At 69.6% G+C, this 20,920-nt stretch carries 23 protein-coding genes; 13 read left to right on the forward strand and 10 right to left on the reverse strand.

The window, feature by feature from the left end:
- Nucleotides 1-7: 7 nt before the first annotated feature.
- Both AC07RV_RS15670 and speD read right to left on the reverse strand, forming a co-directional pair.
- Complete coding sequence (locus AC07RV_RS15670) at nucleotides 8-721, reverse strand: nucleotidyltransferase family protein (RefSeq protein WP_296775094.1); 714 nt, start codon at nucleotides 719-721, stop codon at nucleotides 8-10.
- A gap of 29 nt (nucleotides 722-750) precedes the next feature.
- Nucleotides 751-1,137 carry an adenosylmethionine decarboxylase gene (gene speD / locus AC07RV_RS15675; protein ID WP_296774763.1) on the reverse strand — a complete coding sequence of 129 codons (387 nt, stop codon included), beginning with the start codon at nucleotides 1,135-1,137 and terminating at the stop codon, nucleotides 751-753.
- A 172-nt stretch (nucleotides 1,138-1,309) separates the two neighbouring features.
- On the opposite strand from speD, the gene AC07RV_RS15680 reads away from it, so the two are divergent.
- Complete coding sequence (locus tag AC07RV_RS15680; RefSeq protein WP_296774764.1) at nucleotides 1,310-3,412, forward strand: transketolase family protein; 2,103 nt, start codon at nucleotides 1,310-1,312, stop codon at nucleotides 3,410-3,412.
- 59 nt (nucleotides 3,413-3,471) lie between these two features.
- Nucleotides 3,472-4,473: a type I glyceraldehyde-3-phosphate dehydrogenase gene (gene gap / locus AC07RV_RS15685; RefSeq protein ID WP_093351635.1), complete on the forward strand. Its 1,002-nt coding sequence runs from the start codon at nucleotides 3,472-3,474 to the stop codon at nucleotides 4,471-4,473.
- A gap of 62 nt (nucleotides 4,474-4,535) precedes the next feature.
- Here the strand turns inward: gap and AC07RV_RS15690 are convergent, their stop codons facing one another.
- The 3 genes from AC07RV_RS15690 to AC07RV_RS15700 form a co-directional block, all read right to left on the reverse strand.
- Nucleotides 4,536-5,138 carry a hypothetical protein gene (locus AC07RV_RS15690; protein ID WP_296774766.1) on the reverse strand — a complete coding sequence of 201 codons (603 nt, stop codon included), beginning with the start codon at nucleotides 5,136-5,138 and terminating at the stop codon, nucleotides 4,536-4,538.
- Between the two features lie 23 nt (nucleotides 5,139-5,161).
- The gene (locus tag AC07RV_RS15695; RefSeq protein WP_296774768.1) at nucleotides 5,162-5,761 is read right to left on the reverse strand and encodes a hypothetical protein; all 600 of its coding nucleotides are present in this window, start codon (nucleotides 5,759-5,761) and stop codon (nucleotides 5,162-5,164) included.
- A 125-nt stretch (nucleotides 5,762-5,886) separates the two neighbouring features.
- The gene (locus AC07RV_RS15700) at nucleotides 5,887-6,195 is read right to left on the reverse strand and encodes a putative quinol monooxygenase (RefSeq protein ID WP_057593255.1); all 309 of its coding nucleotides are present in this window, start codon (nucleotides 6,193-6,195) and stop codon (nucleotides 5,887-5,889) included.
- A 138-nt stretch (nucleotides 6,196-6,333) separates the two neighbouring features.
- On the opposite strand from AC07RV_RS15700, the gene AC07RV_RS15705 reads away from it, so the two are divergent.
- Both AC07RV_RS15705 and AC07RV_RS15710 read left to right on the forward strand, forming a co-directional pair.
- Nucleotides 6,334-7,662 (forward strand): Nramp family divalent metal transporter, encoded by a 1,329-nt coding sequence (locus AC07RV_RS15705; RefSeq protein ID WP_093351627.1) that lies wholly within the window; start codon nucleotides 6,334-6,336, stop codon nucleotides 7,660-7,662.
- A gap of 108 nt (nucleotides 7,663-7,770) precedes the next feature.
- Complete coding sequence (locus AC07RV_RS15710) at nucleotides 7,771-8,061, forward strand: YciI family protein (protein ID WP_057593253.1); 291 nt, start codon at nucleotides 7,771-7,773, stop codon at nucleotides 8,059-8,061.
- Between the two features lie 4 nt (nucleotides 8,062-8,065).
- On the opposite strand, the gene AC07RV_RS15715 is transcribed toward AC07RV_RS15710, so the two are convergent.
- Complete coding sequence (locus tag AC07RV_RS15715) at nucleotides 8,066-9,265, reverse strand: pirin family protein (protein WP_444814409.1); 1,200 nt, start codon at nucleotides 9,263-9,265, stop codon at nucleotides 8,066-8,068.
- Nucleotides 9,266-9,285: 20 nt separating this feature from the next.
- Entirely contained in the window at nucleotides 9,286-9,702 is a 417-nt protein-coding gene (locus AC07RV_RS15720) for a VOC family protein (RefSeq protein WP_296774773.1), read from the reverse strand.
- Nucleotides 9,703-9,924: 222 nt separating this feature from the next.
- Here AC07RV_RS15720 and AC07RV_RS15725 point away from each other — a divergent pair, with 222 nt between their 5' ends.
- The gene (locus AC07RV_RS15725; RefSeq protein WP_296774775.1) at nucleotides 9,925-11,520 is read left to right on the forward strand and encodes a CYTH and CHAD domain-containing protein; all 1,596 of its coding nucleotides are present in this window, start codon (nucleotides 9,925-9,927) and stop codon (nucleotides 11,518-11,520) included.
- Between the two features lie 36 nt (nucleotides 11,521-11,556).
- Here AC07RV_RS15725 and AC07RV_RS15730 read toward each other — a convergent pair whose 3' ends face one another.
- From AC07RV_RS15730 to AC07RV_RS15740, 3 genes are read right to left on the reverse strand one after another with little or no spacing between them, the layout of a single operon-like run.
- On the reverse strand, nucleotides 11,557-12,402 hold the full coding sequence (locus AC07RV_RS15730) for a DUF6216 family protein (protein ID WP_296774777.1): 846 nt from the start codon (nucleotides 12,400-12,402) through the stop codon (nucleotides 11,557-11,559).
- A gap of 22 nt (nucleotides 12,403-12,424) precedes the next feature.
- On the reverse strand, nucleotides 12,425-12,901 hold the full coding sequence (locus tag AC07RV_RS15735; RefSeq protein WP_093351617.1) for an FKBP-type peptidyl-prolyl cis-trans isomerase: 477 nt from the start codon (nucleotides 12,899-12,901) through the stop codon (nucleotides 12,425-12,427).
- Between the two features lie 37 nt (nucleotides 12,902-12,938).
- Nucleotides 12,939-13,865: a LysR family transcriptional regulator gene (locus AC07RV_RS15740; RefSeq protein WP_296774780.1), complete on the reverse strand. Its 927-nt coding sequence runs from the start codon at nucleotides 13,863-13,865 to the stop codon at nucleotides 12,939-12,941.
- Nucleotides 13,866-13,952: 87 nt separating this feature from the next.
- Between AC07RV_RS15740 and AC07RV_RS15745 the strand changes: the two genes are divergently transcribed.
- The 8 genes from AC07RV_RS15745 (at nucleotide 13,953) to AC07RV_RS15780 (ending at nucleotide 20,860) form a co-directional block, all read left to right on the forward strand.
- Nucleotides 13,953-14,339 carry a DoxX family protein gene (locus AC07RV_RS15745; RefSeq protein WP_296774782.1) on the forward strand — a complete coding sequence of 129 codons (387 nt, stop codon included), beginning with the start codon at nucleotides 13,953-13,955 and terminating at the stop codon, nucleotides 14,337-14,339.
- Nucleotides 14,340-14,375: 36 nt separating this feature from the next.
- Nucleotides 14,376-14,963, forward strand: coding sequence for an NADPH-dependent FMN reductase (locus AC07RV_RS15750; RefSeq protein ID WP_296774784.1), 588 nt, complete (start codon nucleotides 14,376-14,378; stop codon nucleotides 14,961-14,963).
- The gene (locus AC07RV_RS15755; protein WP_296774786.1) at nucleotides 14,960-15,823 is read left to right on the forward strand and encodes a pirin family protein; all 864 of its coding nucleotides are present in this window, start codon (nucleotides 14,960-14,962) and stop codon (nucleotides 15,821-15,823) included. Before AC07RV_RS15750 ends, AC07RV_RS15755 begins: the two co-directional genes overlap by 4 nt.
- A gap of 100 nt (nucleotides 15,824-15,923) precedes the next feature.
- Complete coding sequence (locus AC07RV_RS15760) at nucleotides 15,924-17,126, forward strand: M20 aminoacylase family protein (RefSeq protein WP_093351605.1); 1,203 nt, start codon at nucleotides 15,924-15,926, stop codon at nucleotides 17,124-17,126.
- Nucleotides 17,127-17,179: 53 nt separating this feature from the next.
- Complete coding sequence (locus tag AC07RV_RS15765; protein WP_296774787.1) at nucleotides 17,180-18,142, forward strand: tripartite tricarboxylate transporter substrate-binding protein; 963 nt, start codon at nucleotides 17,180-17,182, stop codon at nucleotides 18,140-18,142.
- Nucleotides 18,143-18,234: 92 nt separating this feature from the next.
- Entirely contained in the window at nucleotides 18,235-18,699 is a 465-nt protein-coding gene (locus tag AC07RV_RS15770; RefSeq protein ID WP_296774789.1) for a helix-turn-helix domain-containing protein, read from the forward strand.
- A gap of 20 nt (nucleotides 18,700-18,719) precedes the next feature.
- Nucleotides 18,720-20,033 (forward strand): HipA domain-containing protein, encoded by a 1,314-nt coding sequence (locus AC07RV_RS15775; RefSeq protein ID WP_296775097.1) that lies wholly within the window; start codon nucleotides 18,720-18,722, stop codon nucleotides 20,031-20,033.
- Between the two features lie 137 nt (nucleotides 20,034-20,170).
- A complete protein-coding gene (locus AC07RV_RS15780; protein WP_296774791.1) occupies nucleotides 20,171-20,860 on the forward strand; it encodes an outer membrane lipoprotein in 690 nt (229 codons plus the stop codon).
- Nucleotides 20,861-20,920 lie beyond the last annotated feature (60 nt).

Raw genomic sequence — 20,920 nt, forward strand, 5'->3', positions numbered from 1 at the left:
GGGCTGGCTACGAAGGCCGGTTGAGTTCGGCGAGGCGCTCGGGCGTTCCCACGTCGGTCCAGGGGCCGGTGTAGAGCTCGGCGCTCACCAGGCCATTGTCCATCGCGGCACGCAGGATCGGCGCCAGCGGGGCTTTGATGCCGCCGGGGTTGCCGCCAGGGATGGCGCAGTAGGGCGGCGCGAACAGTGCGGCGCGGTACAGGCCGATGGTCGAGAAGGTGTGGCGCGCGCCGTCCGGCGTGTTGAGCGCGAGGCCCTCGGCCGAGAGGCCGAAGTCGCCCTTCGGGTTGTGCGCGGGATTGGGCACCAGCCACAGGTGCGCGAGCTTGCCGCCCGCCACGAAGCGCTCGACCGCGGCCTGGGTGAAGACGAAGCCGGGCGCGAACACGTCGCCCGCCGCGACCCAGAACGGATCGCCCAGCAGCGGCAGCGCACGCACGATGCCGCCCGCGGTCTCGAGCGCGCCGCCGAAGTCGCGGGCCTCGTCGGAGTATGAAATCGATAGCGCCACCTCGCCGCCCAGCAACGGTTTCAAGCCGAAGTGGCCGGAGATCCGGTCGCCGAGCCAGGCCGTGTTGAGCACCAGCTCGGTGAAGCCGCCGGCCGCCAGCGCCTCCATCGGCCATTGCATCAGCGGCTTGCCGCGGACCTCGAGCAGGGGCTTGGGGGTGGTGTCGGTCAGCGGCCGCATGCGCTCGCCGCGTCCGGCCGCGAGCACCATGGCCTTGGCCGCCACCGTCGCGTCCCGGCTCAAGCGCTGGCCGCCACGCGCCCGCGTTGCAGCTCGTTGCGTTCGCTGTGGCGCGGGCGGAACAGCGAGACCAGGCAGTCCATCAGCGCATGCGCCTTGGCCGAATGGTCGCCGCCGAAGTTGCAGACGTAGACGTCGAGCGTGACGGCGCGCTGCTCGGGCCAGGTGTGCAGGCACAGGTGCGATTCGGCCAGCAGCACGGTGGCGGTGACGCCGCCCGGGCCGTGCATGGTGGCCGGGAAGCCGTGGACCAGCTTGCCCACCGGCTGCAGCCCCGCGGCCGACACCGCCTTGAGGCAGACGGCGCCGAGCGCCTCGCCGTCGGTGAGCCACTGCGCGCCGCATTGGCAGTCGTGAAGGTCGGCGGTGAGGTGCAGCCCGTGCATATGCCCGCGACTTTAGTACATCGCCCATGCGGGAAAACGCGGGTCCGGCCGGCTGCGCAAAATAAGCGAAGAGGGGTGTCAGCAGGCTGTCGGTGCCGGTTCGGGCTCGCCCGGTAAAATCGCGGGTTCTCCCGAGTCCCTCCCACCCAACTCCCCCGAAAGTTCCCTGCCCATGGCCAACCAAGCCCTGATGGCCAACGCGATCCGCGCGTTGGCTATGGATGCCGTTCAACAAGCCAATTCCGGACATCCGGGCGCACCGATGGGGATGGCCGACATGGCCGTCGCGCTGTGGGGCGAGCACCTGCGCTACAACCCCGCCAACCCGCACTGGTTCGACCGCGACCGCTTCGTGCTGTCGAACGGCCACGCCTCGATGCTGCTGTACGCGGTGCTGCACCTGACCGGCTACGACCTGCCGATCGACGAGCTCAAGAACTTCCGCCAGCTGCACAGCAAGACCGCGGGCCACCCCGAGGTCGACGTGACCCCTGGCGTGGAAACCACCACCGGCCCGCTGGGCCAGGGCATCACCAATGCCGTGGGCTTCGCGCTGGCCGAGAAGCTGCTGGCCGCCGAGTTCAACCGCAAGAGCCACGACATCGTCGACCACCACACCTACGCCTTCCTGGGCGACGGCTGCATGATGGAAGGCATCAGCCACGAAGCCTGCGCGCTGGCCGGCGCCTGGCACCTCAACAAGCTGATCGCGCTGTACGACGACAACGGCATCAGCATCGACGGCCAGGTCAAGCCCTGGTTCATCGACAACACGGAAGAGCGCTTCAAGGCTTACGGCTGGAACGTCATCGGCCCGATCGACGGCAACGACGCCAAGGAAGTGTCGAAGGCCATCGCCAAGGCGAAGAAGGAAGAGTCGCGCCCCACGCTGATCGTCTGCAAGACCACCATCGGCAAGGGCAGCCCGAACCGCGCCGGCACCGCCAAGGCGCACGGCGAGGCGCTCGGCGCCGAGGAAATCAAGCTCACGCGCGAAGCCCTGGGCTGGACCGCGCCGGCCTTCGAGATCCCGACCGAGGTTTACGCCGACTGGAACCACAAGGACGAAGGCCACCGCCTCGAGACCGACTGGAACGAGCGCTTCGCCGCCTACGCCGTCGCCTACCCCGAGCTGGCCGGCGAGTTCACGCGCCGCATGAAGGGCGAACTGCCCAAGGAATTCCACCAGGTCGCGTTCGACACCGTGGTGGCCGCGCACACCAAGGCCGAGACCGTGGCCAGCCGCAAGGCCAGCCAGCTCGCGCTGGAATCGTTCACGGCCGCGCTGCCCGAAATGCTCGGCGGCAGCGCCGACCTGACCGGCTCGAACCTCACCAACACCAAGAGCACCGCCGCGCTGCGCTTCGATCCGAAGACCGGCGCCGTGGTCATGAACGTGCCGGCGGTCGAGGCCAAGCCCGGCGCGGAAGACGAAGCCAAGTCCGAGGCGCCGGCCGAAGCCCCGCACGGCACCATCGGCCGCCACATCAACTACGGCGTGCGCGAGTTCGGCATGGCCGCGATCATGAACGGCGTGGCGCTGCATGGCGGCTACATCCCCTACGGCGGCACCTTCCTGACCTTCAGCGACTACAGCCGCAACGCGATCCGCATGGCCGCGCTGATGAAGCACCGCGTGATCCACGTGTTCACGCACGACTCCATCGGCCTGGGCGAAGACGGCCCGACGCACCAGTCGATCGAGCACGCCGCCTCGCTGCGCCTGATCCCCAACCTCGACGTCTGGCGTCCGGGCGACACGGCCGAAACCGCCGTGGCCTGGGCCGTGGCGCTGCAGAACCAGTCGCGCCCGACCGCGCTGCTGCTGAGCCGCCAGAACATCGCCTATGCGGCGAAGAGCGAACTCGGCGACATCAGCCGCGGCGCCTACGTGCTGTCCGAGCCCGAACAGGTCGGCCTGAAGAACAAGAAGACCGCGGCGGTCCTCATCGCCACCGGTTCCGAAGTGCAGCTCGCGCTGGCCGCGCAGAAGCTGCTGGCCGAGAAGAAGATCGCGGTGCGCGTGGTGTCGATGCCCTCGACCACCACCTTCGATCGCCAGGACCTGGCCTACAAGAAGGCCGTGCTGCCGAAGAAGCTGCCGCGCGTCGCGGTCGAGATGGGCTGCACCGATGGCTGGTGGAAGTACGGCTGCGCCGCCGTCGTCGGCATCGACACGTACGGCGAATCGGCCCCCGCGCCGGTGCTGTTCAAGCACTTCGGCTTCACGGCCGAGAACGTCGCCGCCACGGTCGAAGCGGCCCTGCGCGACTGAGCGCCGCGCGCCCTTCTTCCGGTCCGATCACAAGTTTTTCAACCTTAGGAGCAAGTCAGATGGCTATCAAACTCGGTATCAACGGCTTCGGCCGCATCGGCCGCAACGTGCTGCGCGCAGCCGTGCAGAACTTCAAGAACGAGATCGAAATCGTTGCCATCAACGACCTGCTCGAGCCCGACTACCTGGCCTACATGTTGCAGTACGACTCGGTGCACGGCCGCTTCAAGGGCGAGGTCACGGTCGAGGGCAACACGCTGATCGTGAACGGCAAGAAGATCCGCCTGACGCAGGAGCGCGACCCCGCGCAACTGAAGTGGAACGAGGTCGGTGCCGACATCGTGCTCGAGTCGACCGGCCTGTTCCTCACGAAGGAAACGGCGCAGAAGCACATCGACGCGGGCGCCAAGAAGGTGATCCTGTCGGCTCCGTCGAAGGACGACACGCCGATGTTCGTCTACGGCGTGAACGACAAGAAGTACGCCGGCGAAGCCATCATCAGCAACGCCAGCTGCACCACCAACTGCCTGGCCCCGCTGGCCAAGGTGCTCAACGACAAGTGGGGCATCAAGCGCGGCCTGATGACCACCGTGCACGCCGCCACCGCCACGCAGAAGACCGTGGACGGCCCGAGCAACAAGGACTGGCGCGGCGGCCGCGGCATCCTGGAAAACATCATCCCGTCGTCGACGGGCGCGGCCAAGGCCGTGGGCGTGGTGATCCCCGAGCTCAACAAGAAGCTCACGGGCATGAGCTTCCGCGTGCCGACCTCCGACGTGTCGGTGGTCGACCTGACGGTCGAGCTGGTGAAGGAAGCCACGTACAAGGAAATCTGCGCCGAGATGAAGGCGCAGAGCGAAGGCGCGCTCAAGGGCGTGCTGGGCTACACGGAAGACAAGGTGGTGGCCACCGACTTCCGCGGCGACCCGCGCACCTCGATCTTCGACGCCGAAGCCGGCATCGCGCTCGACGGCACCTTCGTGAAGCTCGTGAGCTGGTACGACAACGAATGGGGCTACTCGAACAAGTGCCTCGAGATGGTGAAGGTCGTCTCGAAGTAAGCCTTCGAACCCGCCAGGAAGAACGCGCTCCCCGGAGCGCGTTTTTCATTGGGGCGCCGCCTTCAGCGCAGCTTCTCGTTGCGCCGTATCTCGCTCGCGAGCTGCCCCGCCATGCGCGCCGCGGCGCGGCGCGCGGCCAGGCCGAAGTCGCCCTTGTACTCGCCGAACTCGGCCGTGCCATTGCCGACCGCGCGCACCCGCGTGACCTCGGCGCCCGCGGCATCGGTGACCACGCACTGCACCTCGGCGGTGAACGAGGTCGGCGGCCAGGCCAGCAGCGAGGTGGAGCTCGAGTCGGTCGTGATCTTCGGCGTGAACACCAGCGCGATGCCGGCCGCCTGGTTGGCCTTCACGTCGTTCGCGGTGCGCAGCACCACCACGTCGCGGTAGACGGAGCGCAGCGCGTCGCGCACCGGCTTCTCGAGGTCGCGGTAGGGGAAGTAGCTGACCTTGTCGCCGCTGCCGCCGGGCGTGACCACCTGGGTGTCGCGCTGGGCGTCGGTCATCACGTAGGCCACCTTCTTCTGCACCAGGTGCTGCAGCGAACGCGGTGGCGCCGGGTCGGTGACCATGGTGATCGGATGGGTGCAGGCCGCGAGCAGCAGCGCGCCGAAGGCGAGGGCGGCGATGCCGGCGGCGCGCGCGCAGGAAGAGAGCAGGGACATGGCGGCGCCTCGTGTCGTTGTCGTCATGGCCGGATCGCCGCCACGAACTGCGGATCGGCATAGACCTGGCGCAGCAGCGCGCGCACCAGGCGCGGGTACTCGGCCTGGCCGGCCGGCACCGCCACCGCGGCGCCATAGCCCGATTCGAATTTCGTCTCGCCGCGGTAGGTGCGGCGCAGCCGCTGCGTGTCGCCGCGCGTGACCACGATCTCGACCTCCATGCGGCCGCCGCCGTTGAACACGCCGAGGTCGAGTTCGTTGAGCAGGATGCGCGCCGCGATGCGCGTGGGCGCCTTCGGGTCGAGCACCGAGATCTCGGCCAGGTCGCGCCGCATCGCCTCCTCGAGGTAGAGCGCGAAGCTGCCGTTGGGCGAGACCAGGCGCGTGCTGCGCATGCGCACGTTGTTGACCCTGTCCTCGGGATCGGTGGGCTGGGCGCGTGCCACCGCCACCATGCCGGGGCGCGTGGCCTCGAGGCGGTCGAGCGCCTCGTAGTCGGCCGCGTAGGGCGGTGCCATCAGCGGCGCGCAGCCGCTGGCCAGCAGCACGAGCGCGGCCAGCGCGGCGGGCACCGCGGTGGCGCGCGCGCACCGGCGCAGGCCTTGCGAACGGAAGATCGCCATGTCCGTGGTCCCCTCTCTGTGTCGTTGAACCGCTGCCGGCAAAGGTAGCAGCATCCCGTGCGCACGAATACAACGGAAAGGGGTAGGCGGCGAAGGAGAAAGAAGCGCCTGTCGGGCGCGCGGCCTCAGACCGGTTCGAGCACGTGGATCAGCTTGCTCTCGACCAGTGCCTTGGTCTTCTCGCCATGGGCCTTCATGTGCGGCGCGACCGCGTGGGCCTGCAGGTCGGCCAGCGTCTCCCACTTCTCGATCACGACGAAGGTGTCGGCGCCGAAGCTGGCCTTCGAGGGCGGGATGCCCTGCGCGTCGATGGTGGCGCCGTATTCGATGCAGCCCTTCTCGGCCAGCACCGCGGCACGGTTCTCGGCGAAGGCGGCGAGCAGTGCGGCGCGCTGGCCGGGCTTGGCGGTGATGACGGCGACGACGTGGATCATGGGCGAGGGTCTCCTGGGGATGGGAAGAACGGGCCGAAGCGGCCGCGAGCCTTCGAATCTAAGAGATTCCGCGCGGGCCTGCCGGGGCGCAGGTCCGCTGGGCGACAAGGCCCGGGGCTTGTCCCTATCATCGCGCGCATGTTCTTCCCGCTGCCCCGCACCGCCACCGCGCCCTTCTGTCCGTCCGAGGTGAAAGGCAGCGTCGCGGTGCCGCAGGAGCTGTCCTTCGGCCGCAAGCTGCTGCGCTACGCGGGCCCGGGGCTGCTGGTGTCGGTGGGCTACATGGACCCGGGCAACTGGGCCACCGACATCGAGGCCGGCTCGCGCTTCGGCTACGGCCTGCTGTTCGTGGTGCTGCTCGCGAGCCTCGCGGCGATGCTGCTGCAGACCTTGTGCGTGCGGCTCGGGCTGATCGCGCAGAAGGACCTGGCGCGCGCCTGCCGCGAGCGCTATTCGCCGCGCGTCAACCGCTTCCTCTGGCTCGGCGCCGAGCTGGCCATCGTGGCCTGCGACCTGGCCGAGGTGCTCGGCAGCGCGCTCGCGTTGCACCTGCTGTTCGGCGTCTCGATCCCGGTCGGCATCCTCATCACCGCCTTCGACACCCTGCTGGTGTTGGGCCTGCAGGGCGCGGGCTTCCGGCGCGTGGAGGCGATCGTGCTCGGTCTGGTCGGCACCATCGCGGCCTGCTTCGTGGTCGAGCTCGCGATGGCGCCGCCCAACTGGTTCGGCGTGGCGGTCGGCTTCGTGCCGATGCTCGAGCGGCTGCACCAGCCGGGCGCGCTCTACCTCGCGATCGGCATCGTGGGCGCGACCGTGATGCCGCACAACCTCTACCTGCATTCGTCGATCGTGCAGACCCGGCTGGTGGCGCCGACCGAGCCCGCGCGGCGCGAGGCGGTGCGCTTCTGCACGCTCGACGCGGTGGTCTCGCTGTCGCTCGCGCTGCTGGTCAACGCGGCCATCATGGTGCTCGCGGCCAGCGCCTTCCACGGCACCGGCCACACGGCGGTGACCGAGATCGACGATGCCTACCGGCTGATCGAGCCGGTGGTGGGCAGCGCGCTGGCGGCCACGCTGTTCGGCGTGGCGCTGCTGGCCTCGGGCCAGAGCTCGACCTTCACCGGCACCATCGCGGGCCAGATCATCATGGAAGGTTTTCTCGACCTGAAGATCCCGTGCTGGCAGCGGCGCCTGATCACGCGCGCGCTGGCGCTGGTGCCGGCCTTCGTCGGCGTGTGGTGGTTCGGCGACGGCGGCGTGGGCAAGATGCTGGTGCTGAGCCAGGTGGTGCTGAGCTTCCAGCTGCCGTTCGCGATGTGGCCGCTGATCCGCTTCACGAGCGACCGCGCGCTGATGGGCGGCTTCGCGAACGGGCCGGTGGTGAAGTCGCTGGCCTGGCTGCTGTTCGCGGTGATCAGCGCGGCCAACGTGTGGCTGGTGGCGTCGGTGGTGCTGGGCATCGGCTGAGCGCCGACCGTCGGTCGCGGATTTGCATCCGGTTACCCGGCGCGGCTTCGGGCGGTCATGCGAAGGCCCTAGCATCGGGCCCGTCGCATCACCCAGGAAGCCCCGCGCATGTTCATCGTGACCCTCACCTACATCCGCCCCCTCGAGGAGGTCGACGCGCTGATCGACGCGCACATGGTGTGGCTGCGAAAGCATTACGAGAGCGGGTTGTTCATCGCCTCGGGCCGCCAGGTGCCGCGCCGCGGCGGCGTGATCATCGCGCGCTCGGGCGACCGCGCCGCGCTCGAAGCCGTGCTGGCGCGCGACCCCTTCGTGCAGGGCGAAGTGGCGCGCGCCGAGGTGATCGAGTTCGTGCCGAGCATGACGGCGCTGGGCGCCGAGATGCTCAAGACCTTCTGAGTCTTCAGCGGGCCGGCTTGTCCTCGCGCCCGCCTGGGTGCCGCGCGAAGCGCGCCGGGTCGCGGCCATGCACGGGCGCCGCGTCGTCCCACGGCCAGCCGCCGAACTGCGTGCGGCGGTAGTCGGCCAGGGTCTGGCTGATCTCGGCCTGCGTGTTCATCACGAAGGGCCCGTACTGCACCACCGGTTCGGCGATCGGGCGGCCCTGCAGCAGCAGGAACTCGGCCGTGCCGGCGTCGCCGTTGACGATCTCGACCGCGGTGCCGGCATGCAGCTCGATGGCCGCTGGCCCCTGCACCTCGCGGCCCGCGATGCGCGCCTGCGCACCCTTGAAGAAGTACAGCATGCGCCGCGTGCCTTCGCCGCTGGCGGCCGGCAGCGTCCAGTCGGCACCGGGCGTCATGCGCAGGGTCCAGATCGCCACGTCGGCCTCGGTACGCGCGGCCCACGAATCGGGCGGCGGCGCCAGCGGATCGATGGGCGCGGGCGCACCGGCCTCGGCCGCGTTGCCGAGTTGGCCCGCGATCACCGCGATCTCGGTGCGGCCGCCGCGCGGCGACTCGACCACCAGGCGCGGGATCGCCTCCGACCAGAACATCGTGAAGTGCGGCTCGGCCATCTTGCTGGCGGCCGGCAGGTTCAGCCAGATCTGGAACAGCTCGAGCGGATTCGCCGCGTTGGCGTCGAGCAGCGGGAACATCTCCGAATGCACGATGCCCTTGCCGGCGGTGAGCCACTGCACGTCGCCGCCGCCGAAGCGCGCGGTGGCGCCCAGCGAGTCGGAATGGTCGATCAAGCCCTTGCGCACGATGGTCACGGTCTCGAAGCCGCGGTGCGGGTGCGAGGGAAAGCCCGGCACGGTCTCGCCGTGGTACATGCTCCAGCCGTCCTTGCGGCTGAAGTCCTGGCCGATGTCGCGGCCCGCGAGCGAGGCCTCGGGGCCCATCTGCGCGTTGGCGCGCGGATAGGCGTCGTCGTGGTAGACGCAGAACAGGAACGGGTCGACCGTCTCCCACGGGAAGCCCAGGGGCTTGGTCCCCACGATGGGGTTGTAGCTGGCGGTGGCGGTGGGCACGTCGGCCTTCCTTTCGGGATCGGACGCCGTCGATGGCGCGGCGTCCTTGGCCCCCATGTCGGGGCGCTTGCGCCCATCGGAAGGGCGCGTGCGCGCGACAGTGCGGTTCGCGGATGGAACGATGGGCATCGCCGGACCGCCTGCCGCCCTTATTGCTGGGGCATCTGCGCGTTCGGGTCCATGAACACGAGTTCCCAGAGGTGGCCGTCGAGGTCCTGGAAGCCATGGCCGTACATGAAGCCGAGGTCCTGCGGCGCGCGCGGCGTGGTGCCGCCGGCGGCGACCGCCTTGGCCACCAGCTCGTCGACCTCGGCGCGGCTCTCGCACGAGAGGCACAGCAGCACTTCGGTGCTGGTGCGGGTGTCGGTGATCGCCTTGTCGGTGAAGGTCTTGAAGAAGGACTCGACCAGCAGCATCGCGTGGATGCTGCCTTCCTGCACCACCATGCAGGCGGCATTGGCGTCGGTGAACTGCGGGTTGAAGTTGTAGCCCAGCGCGTTGAAGAAAGCCTTGGACTTGTCGAGGTCCTTGACGGGGAGGTTCACGAAGATCTGCTTGGTGGCCATGGTGTTTCCTGTGCGTCGAAAGAAGAGAAAGAAAAAGGGGGCTTCGGGGCGCTGGACGGGTTGTTGTGTACAGCGTCCACAAATTATGCAAAACAAAATGGACGGTGTCCACATCAATTTGCAAGAAGACGCTTCCGGCCCCCGGCGGCCCGCCCCGATGCCCGCGCGCGCCGTGCGTCGATGGGTGGCGCCACGGCGCGCAGCGTGCATCATGGTCGGCTCATGGAAATCGAATTCAAGTTCCACATCCCCACCGACCGCCTGAAGGCCGTCGATGCCGCGCTGCGCCGCGGTGCCGTGGTGCGCACGCGGCTGCAGGCGCGCTATTTCGACACCGCCGACGAACGGCTGGCCGCGCAGGGCATCGTGCTGCGGCTGCGCAAGGAGGGCCGGCGCTGGGTGCAGACGGTGAAAGCCACCGGCGACAACGCGCTGCACCGGCTCGAACACAACGTCGACCTCGGCACTGCGGGCGCCTCGCCGGGCATCGATCCGCAGCGCCACCAGGGGACGCCGGTCGGCGAACGGCTGGCGCAGGCGCTCGCGGGCGAGGATGGGCAGCCCGCGGCGCTGGTCGAGCGCCAGTCCACCGACATCGTGCGGCTCACGCGCGACGTGCGCAACACCGGGCCCGGTGGCGTCGTCGCCGAGCTGGCGCTTGATGTCGGCAAGGTGGTGGCGCATGCCGGCACGCCCGAACAGCGCGAATCGCCGGTCTGCGAGCTCGAGCTCGAACTCAAGCGCGGCAGCGTGCCGGGGCTGGTCGCGCTCGCGCAGCGCTGGTCGCAGCAGCACGGGCTGTGGTTCAGCACCATCTCGAAGGCCGAGCGCGGCGCGCGGCTGCTCGCGGGGCTCGACGTGGTGCCCGCCGTCAAGGCCGAGCCGCCGCGCTTCGCGAGCGCGCCCGATGGCCGCGCGATCCAGCGCGCCGTGGTCGCGAACTGCCTCGCGCAGATCCTGCCGAATGCCACCGAAGTGGCCGCGGGCAGCGACGACGAGGAACAGGTGCATCAACTGCGCATCGGCATCCGCCGCCTGCGCACGGCCCTGCGCGAACTCGAGGGGCTCGATCCCTCGGGCGCCTTCGACCGCGCGGGCTGGGAGCCGGCGCTGGTCGACTGCTTCCGCGCACTGGGCGCGCTGCGCGACCGCGAGCAGGTGGCGAAGATCGCGCAGCCGAAGCTGCGCGAGGCCGGGGCGCCCGAGGTGGATCCGCTGGCCGGCGAGGCGGCCGGCGCGGACGCCGCGCAGCCCTCACCCGGCGAGGCCGTGCGCGCGCCGGCGTTCCAGGCGGTGCTGGTGGCCTTGATCGGCTTCACCGCGACCGAGGCCCCGGTGCCCGAACCGGCGGCGGAGGGCGCGCCGCCCGCCGTCACGCCGCTGAATCCCGACGACGCCCGCCGCTTCCTGCGCAAGCGCCTGCAACGCCTGCACGAGCAGGCCCTGCGCGACGGCGGCCGCTTCGAATCGCTGGACACCGACAGCCAGCACCGCGTGCGCAAGCGCCTCAAGCGCCTGCGCTACCTCGCCGAATTCGCGGCGCCGCTGTTCGAGACCCGGGACGAGAAGAAGAGCGACGACAAGAGCGCCGCCGAGCGCTACCTCAAGCGCCTGCGTCCCGCGCAGGACGCATTGGGCGAATACAACGACGAGGCCGTCGCGATGGCCCTGTACCGCGAAGCCACGGCGCACGATGCGCGCGCGTGGTTCGCGGTGGGCTGGTTCAGCGCGCGGCATGCGGCGGGCGCGGCGGCCTGCCGGGAGGCGCTGGAAAAGATCGAGGGCGCGCCGCGGTTCTGGAAGAAAAGAAAGAACTGACCTGCTGCAATGCAGGCCGCAGTCGAGCGACGCCGGTCAGTTACCAAGGTCCAGACTTAGTTGAGACCCCGGCAGCGCAGGATCAAGCCGGCGATCGGCCAGACGCCTTGCGGCAGCTCCTGCTGCCCATGCGAAGAGCGCGATCCAGGAAAGCCATGCGCAAAACAGGAAGAGAAGCGCGGCGCTCCAACGCTGCTCTTTCAATGCGTCCTTGAAGAAATTCGCGGACCCTTCATCCTTCAATATCTCGCAGAGGATGCCGACCTCTTGCGGCGTGAAAGACGTGCTGATTTGAATGGCCTCGTTGCTTGCCGAACAGTTGCTCGCGCGCAGCGGTGTCTCATCGAACGGCCATAGAGGCCACAGTGGCTTCACATCCGTGGTCGTCGCCAAGAAGAAACGATTCGTAGCCTTCAGACTCAACAGCGAGCGCGACGAGACCAAGCTTGCTGCAGAGGCAGCGCATAGCAGTACCGCGATAACGAAGCCTGCCAGCTTCACTCCCTGCAAACTCTGCGATGGCAATTTCCTTGTTTTGACCTCGCGCGTATCTGGATCGAAGAACTCGCCACACATGCGCAGGGTTCGCATCTGAACTCCGTTGAGCTTTGCCCAGCGGATGAGCTCTCTCGCTTTCTCCAGACTCGTGACAGGCAGTCCGGCAAACATCCGAAAAGAGACCAGGCTGGTCTGCTCGTCGACGAAAGCCCGGATCTCGGGATCGGAAATCTCCTGATTCCCGTGCACCAGCTGCCAAAGCCGCCGGATCAGCACATGGCGAGATTCCGTCCGCCATATCGCCCACAAAAACACCCCACAAATGAGCAGCGGCGTTGCGATGCTGAAGACTTTGGAGACGTCGGAAATGCTCGCGGAATCCATCGGACGTAGCCGCAGCTAGCGCTCAGTGGTGGTGGCCGTGCGCCCCGTGCACGTGGCGATGCTCGATCTCCACCGGCAGCGCCTCGCGCACGTCCGTCACGGTCAGGCTGAAGCGCAGCGCCTTGCCGGCCCACGGATGGTTGCCGTCGAGCAGCACGACCGGGCCCTTGATCTTCATCACGGTGAACACGTGCTCGCGGCCGTCGTCGAGGCGGCCCTGCAGCTGGCCGCCCACCTTCACGCCCGGCGGGAAGTCGGTCTTGGGAATGCTGCGCACCAGCGTCTCGTCGCGCTGGCCGAAGGCGTCCTCGGGCGCGAGGTTCAGGGTGGTCTGGTAGCCCTTCTCCTGGCCGTCGAGCGCTTCCTCGATCTTGGGCAGCGTGTTCTCGTAGCCGCCATGCAGGTAGGCCATGGGCTCGGGGCTGGCTTCGATCAGCTTGCCCTGGGCGTCGGCGACTTTGTACTTGAGGGTGACGACGGTGTCTTTTGCGATTTTCATCGGGCCATTTTCCGTGCAAACCGATGGGCCGTGACGGCTAGGTCTTCCACGAGCGGAAGGCCTCGGGCAGCGTTTCTTCGGTGCTCAGCTTCTGCGTCACCATCGCGATGAAGGCCGATACCGCGAGCGGCAGGTGCTTGCGGCTCGGGTACAGCACGGTCAGCCCCTGCCCCGTGCGCTGGTAGCGCGGCAGCACCGGCATGAGCCGGCCGGCCGCCACGTCGAGCAGACCCATCGAGGGCGGCAGCAGCGCGATGCCCAGGCCGGCCACCGCCGCCCGGCGCAGCGCCTGCGCGGTGTTGCCGCTGAAGCGGCCCGTGACCTGCACCTCCTCCTCGCCGTCCGGCCCGGCCAGCCGCCAGGTCGCGCGGCCGCTGGGATGCGCCGCGGTCACGCAGTCGTGCTGCGCCAGGTCCTGCAGCGTGGCCGGGGCGCCGCGCGCGGCGATGTAGGCGGGGCTCGCCACCAGGCCGTCGGTGCGCGGGCCCAGCAGCTTGCGGCCGACGTAGCCCGAATCGGGCTGCGCGCCGCCGCGGAAGGCGACGTCGATCTGTTCGGCGATCAGGTCGGCCTTGGCGTCGCTGAGCACGAAGTCGACCCGCACCAGCGGATTCGCGGCCAGGAAGTCGGCCACCCATTCCATCGGGAAGAAATCGAAGAAGTCGGCGGTCGCAGCCACCCGCACCAGGCCGCTGGGCGCATGGCTGCCGGTGATCAGTTCCTGCCCGGCCTCGACCAGTCCATCGACCGCGCCCGCGCAGCGCTCGTGAAAAGCCTGGCCCGCGCTGGTCAGCGTCAGCTTGCGGGTCGAGCGCTGCATCAGCCGCGTGCCCAGCTGCGCCTCGAGCTGCTGGATACGCCGGCTCACGGTGTTGGGCGGCAGCCCGAGGCGCCGGGCGGCTTCGGCAAAGCTGCCATGGCGCACCACCTGCACGAACATGGCGATGTCGTTGAGGTCGAGCATGGGAGTTGAATTCCTTCGAAGGATGGACGAGTGCAATCCGACTCTACCGTCTAGTCGATCAATGGGTGCGACCCTAACCTTGTACCCATGACTTCCTCGTCCTCTCTTTCTCCCCTCCAGCGCCGCATCGTCTGGGGCGTTCGCATCCTCCTGGCGCTGGCTTTCGGCGCGGCCGGCGCCGCCAAGCTGGCCGGCGTGCCGCAGATGGTCCAGGTGTTCGACGCCATCGGTTTCGGCCAGTGGTTCCGCTACGTGACGGGCGTGGTCGAGGTCGGCGGCGCGTTGCTGCTGCTCGTGCCCGCGACCGGCTTTTTCGGCGGCCTGCTGCTGGCCGCGACCATGGTCTGCGCCGTGGCCACGCACCTCGTGCTGATCGGCGGCAACCCCGCGCCGGCCATCGTTCTCACGCTGCTCTCGGCCTTCGTGGCGTGGCGGCTGCGGCCTGTGCCGCGGCCGGCCGCCATCGCGCGCTGATCCCTCTTTCGTTCCCACCCCATTCAGGAGTACCCCATGACCCAACAGCAAAAACCCCTCATCGGCATCGTCATCGGCTCGACCCGCGAAGGCCGCTTCGGCGAGAAGCCCGCGCACTGGATCCGCGAGATCGCGAAGCAGCGCACCGACCTCGCCTTCGAACTGGTCGACCTGCGCGACCATCCGCTGCCCTTCTTCGACGAAGCCGGCGCGCCGGCCTGGGGCCCGGTCAAGAACGAGGCCGCGCAGCGCTGGCAGGCGAAGCTGGCCACCTTCGACGGCCTCGTCGTGGTCACGCCCGAGTACAACCACGGCCCGAGCGCGGTGCTGAAGAACGCGATCGACTGGGCCTACAAGGAGTTCGTGCGCAAGCCGATCGGCTTCGTGGGCTACGGCGGCGTGGGCGCGGCGCGCGCGATCGAGCAGCTGCGGCTGATCGCGGTCGAGATGCAGATGGCGCCGGTGCGCAACGCGGTGCACATCGGCATGGTCGAGTTCCTCGGCATCTGGCAGCAGGGCAAGAGCTTCGAGGACTTCCCGCACCTCGCGCAGGCCGCGGGCGGCATGCTCGACGACCTCGCGTGGTGGACGAAGGCGCTGAAGACCGCGAGGGAGGCCGTATGACCGCCGAAGTTGCAACACGAACCCGCGCCATCGTCTACCGCACGCGCGGCATGAAGCACGGCCCGATCGCGCGGCTCGTGAGCCCGGGCGATCTCGGCGAATTCCTCAAGCCCTTCGTCTTCCTCGACCTGTTCGGCTTCGACACCGAAGGCGGCCACCGCGGCTTCGGCATGCATCCGCACTCGGGCATCGCCACGCTGACCTGGCTGATCGAGGGCGACACGCTCTACGAGGACACGACCGGCGAACAGGGCGTGCTGCGCGGCGGCGGCGTCGAATGGATGCGCGCGGGCAATGGCGTGTGGCACACGGGCGCGCCGGCGCCGGGCGTGCAGCGCGTGCGCGGCTTCCAGCTCTGGGTGGCGCTGCCCGCATCGGAAGAGAACGCGCCCGCGCAGAGCATCTACCTCGCGCCCTCGCAGGTGCCGCGCGAAGGTCCGGCGCGCGTGCTGCTCGGCAGCTACGGCGCGGCGCGCAGCGCGATCCCGGCGCCCGCGCCGATCAACTACCTTGCGGTGCAACTGAAGGACGGCGAGCACTGGCGCTACACGCCGCCGGCCGGCCATACGGTGGGCTGGCTCGCGGTGGAGAGCGGCCGGCTCGACGCGGGTGACGAGGCCGGCGGCCCGATCGGCGACGGCGAACTCGCGGTGTTCGAGGAGTCGGGCGAGGCCATCGAGCTGGTGGCTCGGGGCGACACCTCCTTCGTGCTGGGCTCGGCGGTCAAGCATCCGCACGAGCTCGTGATGGGCCACTACTCGGTGCACACCAGCCGCGCGACGCTGGACCAGGGCGAGGCCGAGATCCGTCGCATCGGCGCGAAGCTGCGGCAGGAGGGCCGGCTCGGCCGGGCCGCATAGCGCAGCGCGGCTCCGACGAGCCGCGTAATCGAGCATGCGCGCGCCGGGCGGCTGCGCCAGAATCGTTCGCTTCCAGAACGATTCAGCCAGCCGCCCCCCCATGAACATCGTCGATTCCTTCGCCGACGTCGCCCGCTTCGTCGACATCCGGCGCGACATCCACGCCCACCCCGAACTCGGTTTCGAGGAACACCGCACCTCCGAGAAGGTCGCGGGCCTGCTCGCCGAATGGGGCATCGAGGTGCACCGCGGCATCGCGGGCACCGGCCTGGTCGGCGTGCTGCGCAAGGGCACGGGCGCGCGCACCATCGGCCTGCGCGCCGACATGGACGCGCTGCCGCTGCACGAGGCCAACGAGTTCGCCCACAAGTCGCGCCACGCGGGCCGCATGCACGCCTGCGGCCACGACGGCCACACCACCATGCTGCTGGCCGCCGCCTGGCACCTGTCGCAGCAGGGCCCGGACGACTTCGACGGCACGGTGCATTTCATCTTCCAGCCCGCGGAGGAGATGGGCAAGGCCGGTGCCAAGAAGATGATCGACGAGGGCCTGTTCGAGCGCTTCCCGTGCGACGCGGTCTTCGGCCTGCACAACTTCCCGGTCGGCGACGTGGGCCGCTTCGCGCTCAACGAGGGCGCGCTCATGGCCTCGAGCAACACCTATCGCATCACGCTGCACGGGCGTGGCACGCATGCCTCGATGCCGCACACCGGCATCGACCCGGTGGCGGCGGTGGTCAACCTCGCGCAGCAGCTGCAGACCATCGTCGCGCGCACCATCCCGAGCACCGAGCGCGCGCTGCTCGCGGTCACGCAGCTGCGCGGCTCGGATGCGCCCAACATCATTCCCGACGAGGCCACGGTCGGCGGCACTATCCGCACCTTCTCGATCGAGGCCATCGACCTGCTCGAGGCGCGGCTGCGCGAGGTGGCCGCGGGCGTGGCGGCGGCGCACGGCTGCACGGCCGAGGTGTTCTTCAACCGCTCTTCGCCGCCGACGGTGAACCATCCGGCCGAGGCACGCTTCGCGGCCGGCGTGATGCGCGAGGTGGTGGGCGACGACATGGTCACCACCGACTTTCCGGCGGTGATGGGCGCCGAGGACTTCGCCCACATGCTGCTGGCGCGGCCCGGCTGCTACGCCTTCCTCGGCAATGGCGACGGCGACCACCGCCTCGACGGCCACGGGCCCGGGCCTTGCATCATCCACAACAGCTCGTTCGACTTCAACGACGAGATCATCCCGATCGGCGCGAGCTACTTCGTGCGGCTGGCGCAGCGCTGGCTCGCGCCGGGGCGCTGAAGCGACCACGCGGATTTCTTCCTTTCTCCAACCCGACGAAAGCGGCCCTACCGATGACCACCCCGTTCGCCCGACGCTCGCTCCTCGCCCTGGCCTTCGCTGCGGCCGTACTGCCCGCGGCGGCGCAGCAGCGCGTGATCCACATCGTCGTGCCCTTCGGCACCGGCGCGGTGCAGGACACCGTGGCGCGCGCCTTCAACAACGAGCTCGGCGCGGCGCTCAATGCCAGCGCCATCGTCGAGAACCGCGCGGGCGCGGGCGGCACCGTGGGCGCGGCGATCGCGGCCAAGGCGCCGGCCGACGGCAACACGCTGGTGCTCGCGGCCGCGAGCCACAACATCGCGGGCTTCCTCTACAGCAAGCTGCCCTACGACCCGCTCAAGGACTTCGTGGGCGTGGCCAACATCGGCAACGCGGGCTACGTGCTTGCGGTGGCCAGCGGCATGAACGTGTCGACCACGGCCGACTTCATCAAGGAGGTCAAGGCCAACCCCGGCAAGTACAACTACGCCTCGGCCGGCAACGGCAGCGCCACGCACCTCGCGATGGCCTCGTTCCTCGCCAAGGCCGGGCTGCAGATGACGCACATCCCGACCAAGTCCACCGGCGAGGCGGTCAACGAGGTGCTCGCGGGTCGGGTGCAGGCGGTGATCTCGTCGAGCATCGGCGTGATGGGCTTCCAGAGCGATCCGCGCATGAAGCTGCTGGCCTCGACCGGCCAGTCGCGCAGCCCCTTCCTGCCGAAGCTGCCGACCGTGGCCGAGAGCGGCCTGCCCGGCTATGCCTTCGATTCGTGGATCGGCCTGCTCGCGCCGGCGGCCACGCCCAAGGCCGAGGTCGAGCGGCTCAACGCGGCCGTCAACAAGGTGATCGCCGACCCGGCGATCCAGGAACGCTTCACGCGGCTGGGCGTGGAGCCGCGCAGCCAGAGCGTCGAGGAATTTCAGAAGCTGCTGCGCGCCGACTGGGATGCGATGGGAGCGGTGGTGAAGGCCTCGGGGGCGAAGGTCGATTGATGGCGAATACAAGCTTTGGCAGATAAAAGGTAAAAATAAGCTAAAACCTATAAATTGACAAAACAAGGAAGGGCCTATATCTTGAAGGCAAGATGGACTACCCCCTTCGTTTTGCCGACCAGCTCCGGGCGCACCTCCAGGCGCTGCGGAAAAAGCGCGGCCTGACGCAGGCGCAGGCCGGCAGCCTCGTCGGCGTCAGCCAGGCCCGGATCGCCGAGATCGAGGCGAATCCGGGGGCCGTCGGCTTCGAGCAGTTGATGAAATTGCTGGCGGCGCTGGGCGCGTCGATCTCGCTGCGCGACGAGGACGAGGTTCCGGCGAATGCGGAACTTCCCGATGGCGACCCGCGCCCGAACGACCGCAACGCGGCGCGCGCCTATGGCCGGGTGCCGTCGCCGGCCGCGCCGGTCGCCCAAGAAAAAGGCGTGGAACCGCCGCCGGCCGCCCCGTCGCCCCCTGAGCCGCAAGCGCTGCAAGCGCCGCGCCCCGCCGCGGATGGCCCCGGGCCCGCCGTCCGCGGGCGCTTCGCCGCCACGCCGAGGAAGGGCTCCTGGTGAGGCGCGCGCTCAAGGCCTGGATGAACGGCGAACTCGTCGGCACCTGGTCGGTCGATCGCGAATCCCACACCTTCCGCTACGAGCCCGCGTGGCTCGCGTCGCCGCGGCGCCGCTCGCTGTCGCTCTCGTTGCCGATCACCACGGCGCTCGAAGTCCAGGGCGAGGCGGTGCGCAACTACTTCGACAACCTGCTGCCCGACAACGAGCGGATCCGCGCGCGGCTGGGCCAGCGCTTCGGGCTCAAGAACACCAAGGTCTTCGACCTGCTCGAAGCCATCGGCCGCGACTGCGTGGGGGCGATGCAGCTGCTGCCCGACGGCGCGGTGCCCGAAGGCTGGGACCGCGTGAACTGCGAGCCGCTGAGCGACGAGCAGGTGGCCGAGCTGTTGCGTGCCGTGCCGACCGAATCGACGCCCGAGCGGCTGCGCGACCGCGACCTGTTTCGCATCTCGCTCGCGGGCGCGCAGGAAAAGACCGCGCTGACCCGCGTCGACGGCCGCTGGTGCCGTCCGCATGGCGCCACGCCGACCACCCACATCCTCAAGCTGCCGCTGGGGTTGATCGGCGGCTCGCGGCGCGTCGATGCCTCCGATTCGGTGCAGAACGAATGGCTCTGCGCGCGGATCGTCGGCGCGCTGGGCCTGCCGGTCGCGCCGACCGCCATCGAGCGCTTCGGCGACCAGCAGGTGCTGGCGGTCGAGCGCTTCGACCGCGAGTGGATGGCGGGCGCGAACGGCGAGCGCTGGATCGCGCGCCTGCCGCAGGAAGATTTCTGCCAGGCGATGGCGCTGCCGCCCGAGCGCAAGTACGAGCAGCATGGCGGCCCCGGCATGACCCGCTGCCTGCAACTGCTGCAGGGAAGCCGCAGCCGGGACGACGGCACGCTGTTCCTGCTCGCGCAGCTCGCCTTCTTCCTGCTGGCGGCCACCGACGGGCATGCCAAGAACTTCTCGCTCCACCTGCAGCGCGGCGACGTCTACGAGATGACGCCGCTCTACGACGTGCTGTCGATGTGGCCCTACTTCGGCAACGGCGCGAGCCAGTTCCAGCCGCGCCGGGCCGAGCTGGCGATGGCCGTGCGCTCGAAGAACGCGCACTACGCGCTGCACACCATCCAGGCGCGCCATTGGTGGGGGCTCGCGATGCGCAACGGCGGCGACGACACCTGGCGCGCGATGCTCGCGATGGTCGAAACGCTCGACGAGGCGCTGGCCGAGGTCGAGGCCGCGCTGCCCGCGGACTTTCCCGCGCGGACCTGGGAGGCGGTTTCGCGCGGTATGCGCGCCGAGGCGCGGCGCTTCCTTTCGGGCGTGGCGCCCGCCGCGACGCGCTGACCCGGTCTCGTCCTCCAGCCGGATGCGCTCGCCGCGTGCCGGCGTGTAGGACGCCCGTGCATTGACTTCAGCCTTCCGCGGGCGATGCTGGGAACGGGTTCCGGCTCGTAGGCCGGACCGCAGGAAGGAAGGCTTTCATGGAACAGACAACGACAACAGGCATGACCTCGCGCCAGGGTGGAACGCAGAAGCTCTGGGTGGTGATCGGCGTGCTCGCGGTGGCGGTGGCCGCGCTCGGCGGCGCGCTGTGGCAGAGGCACCAGGGCGGCACGGCGGCGTCACCGCCCGTGGCCCTGGCCACCGGCCCGGCGCCCGACGACTTCAAGCCCGATGCGGCGCCGCCGGCGCTTCAGCCCTTGCCGTCCGGCCCGACCGCGAGCGCGACCACGGCGGCGCCCGCTCCGGCCATGAATGCCGTGCCGCAGCCCGTTCCAGCCACGGGCGCCGCGCCGTTGGCCGCCGCGCCCGAACCGGCCGCCGCCCCGCCCTGCGCGGTCTGCGGCCATGTCGAGACGGTGCGCGCCGTGCAGCGCACCCAGCGCCCGAGCGGCGTCGGCATGGTGGCCGGCGGCGTGGTCGGCGGGCTGGTGGGCAACCAGATCGGCCATGGCGGCGGCCGCACGGCCGCGACCGTGCTCGGCGCCGTCGGCGGCGGCTACGCCGGCAACGAGATCGAGAAGCGCACCCACACGGTCACCGTCTACCAGGTCGGCGTGCGCATGGACAACGGCACGCTGCGCAGCGTCGAAACGCGCAGCGCGCCACCGATCGGCAAGGCCGTCAGGCTCAAGGGCCACACGCTGAGCCCGGCCGACGGCCACAAGTAAGCGTTCGCTGACACGCCCGGGAACCGCGCCCGGCAGGCCCTGCCGGGCGCATGCTCGTTT

The sequence above is a fragment of the Variovorax sp. GW821-FHT09B01 genome (assembly GCF_059418345.1).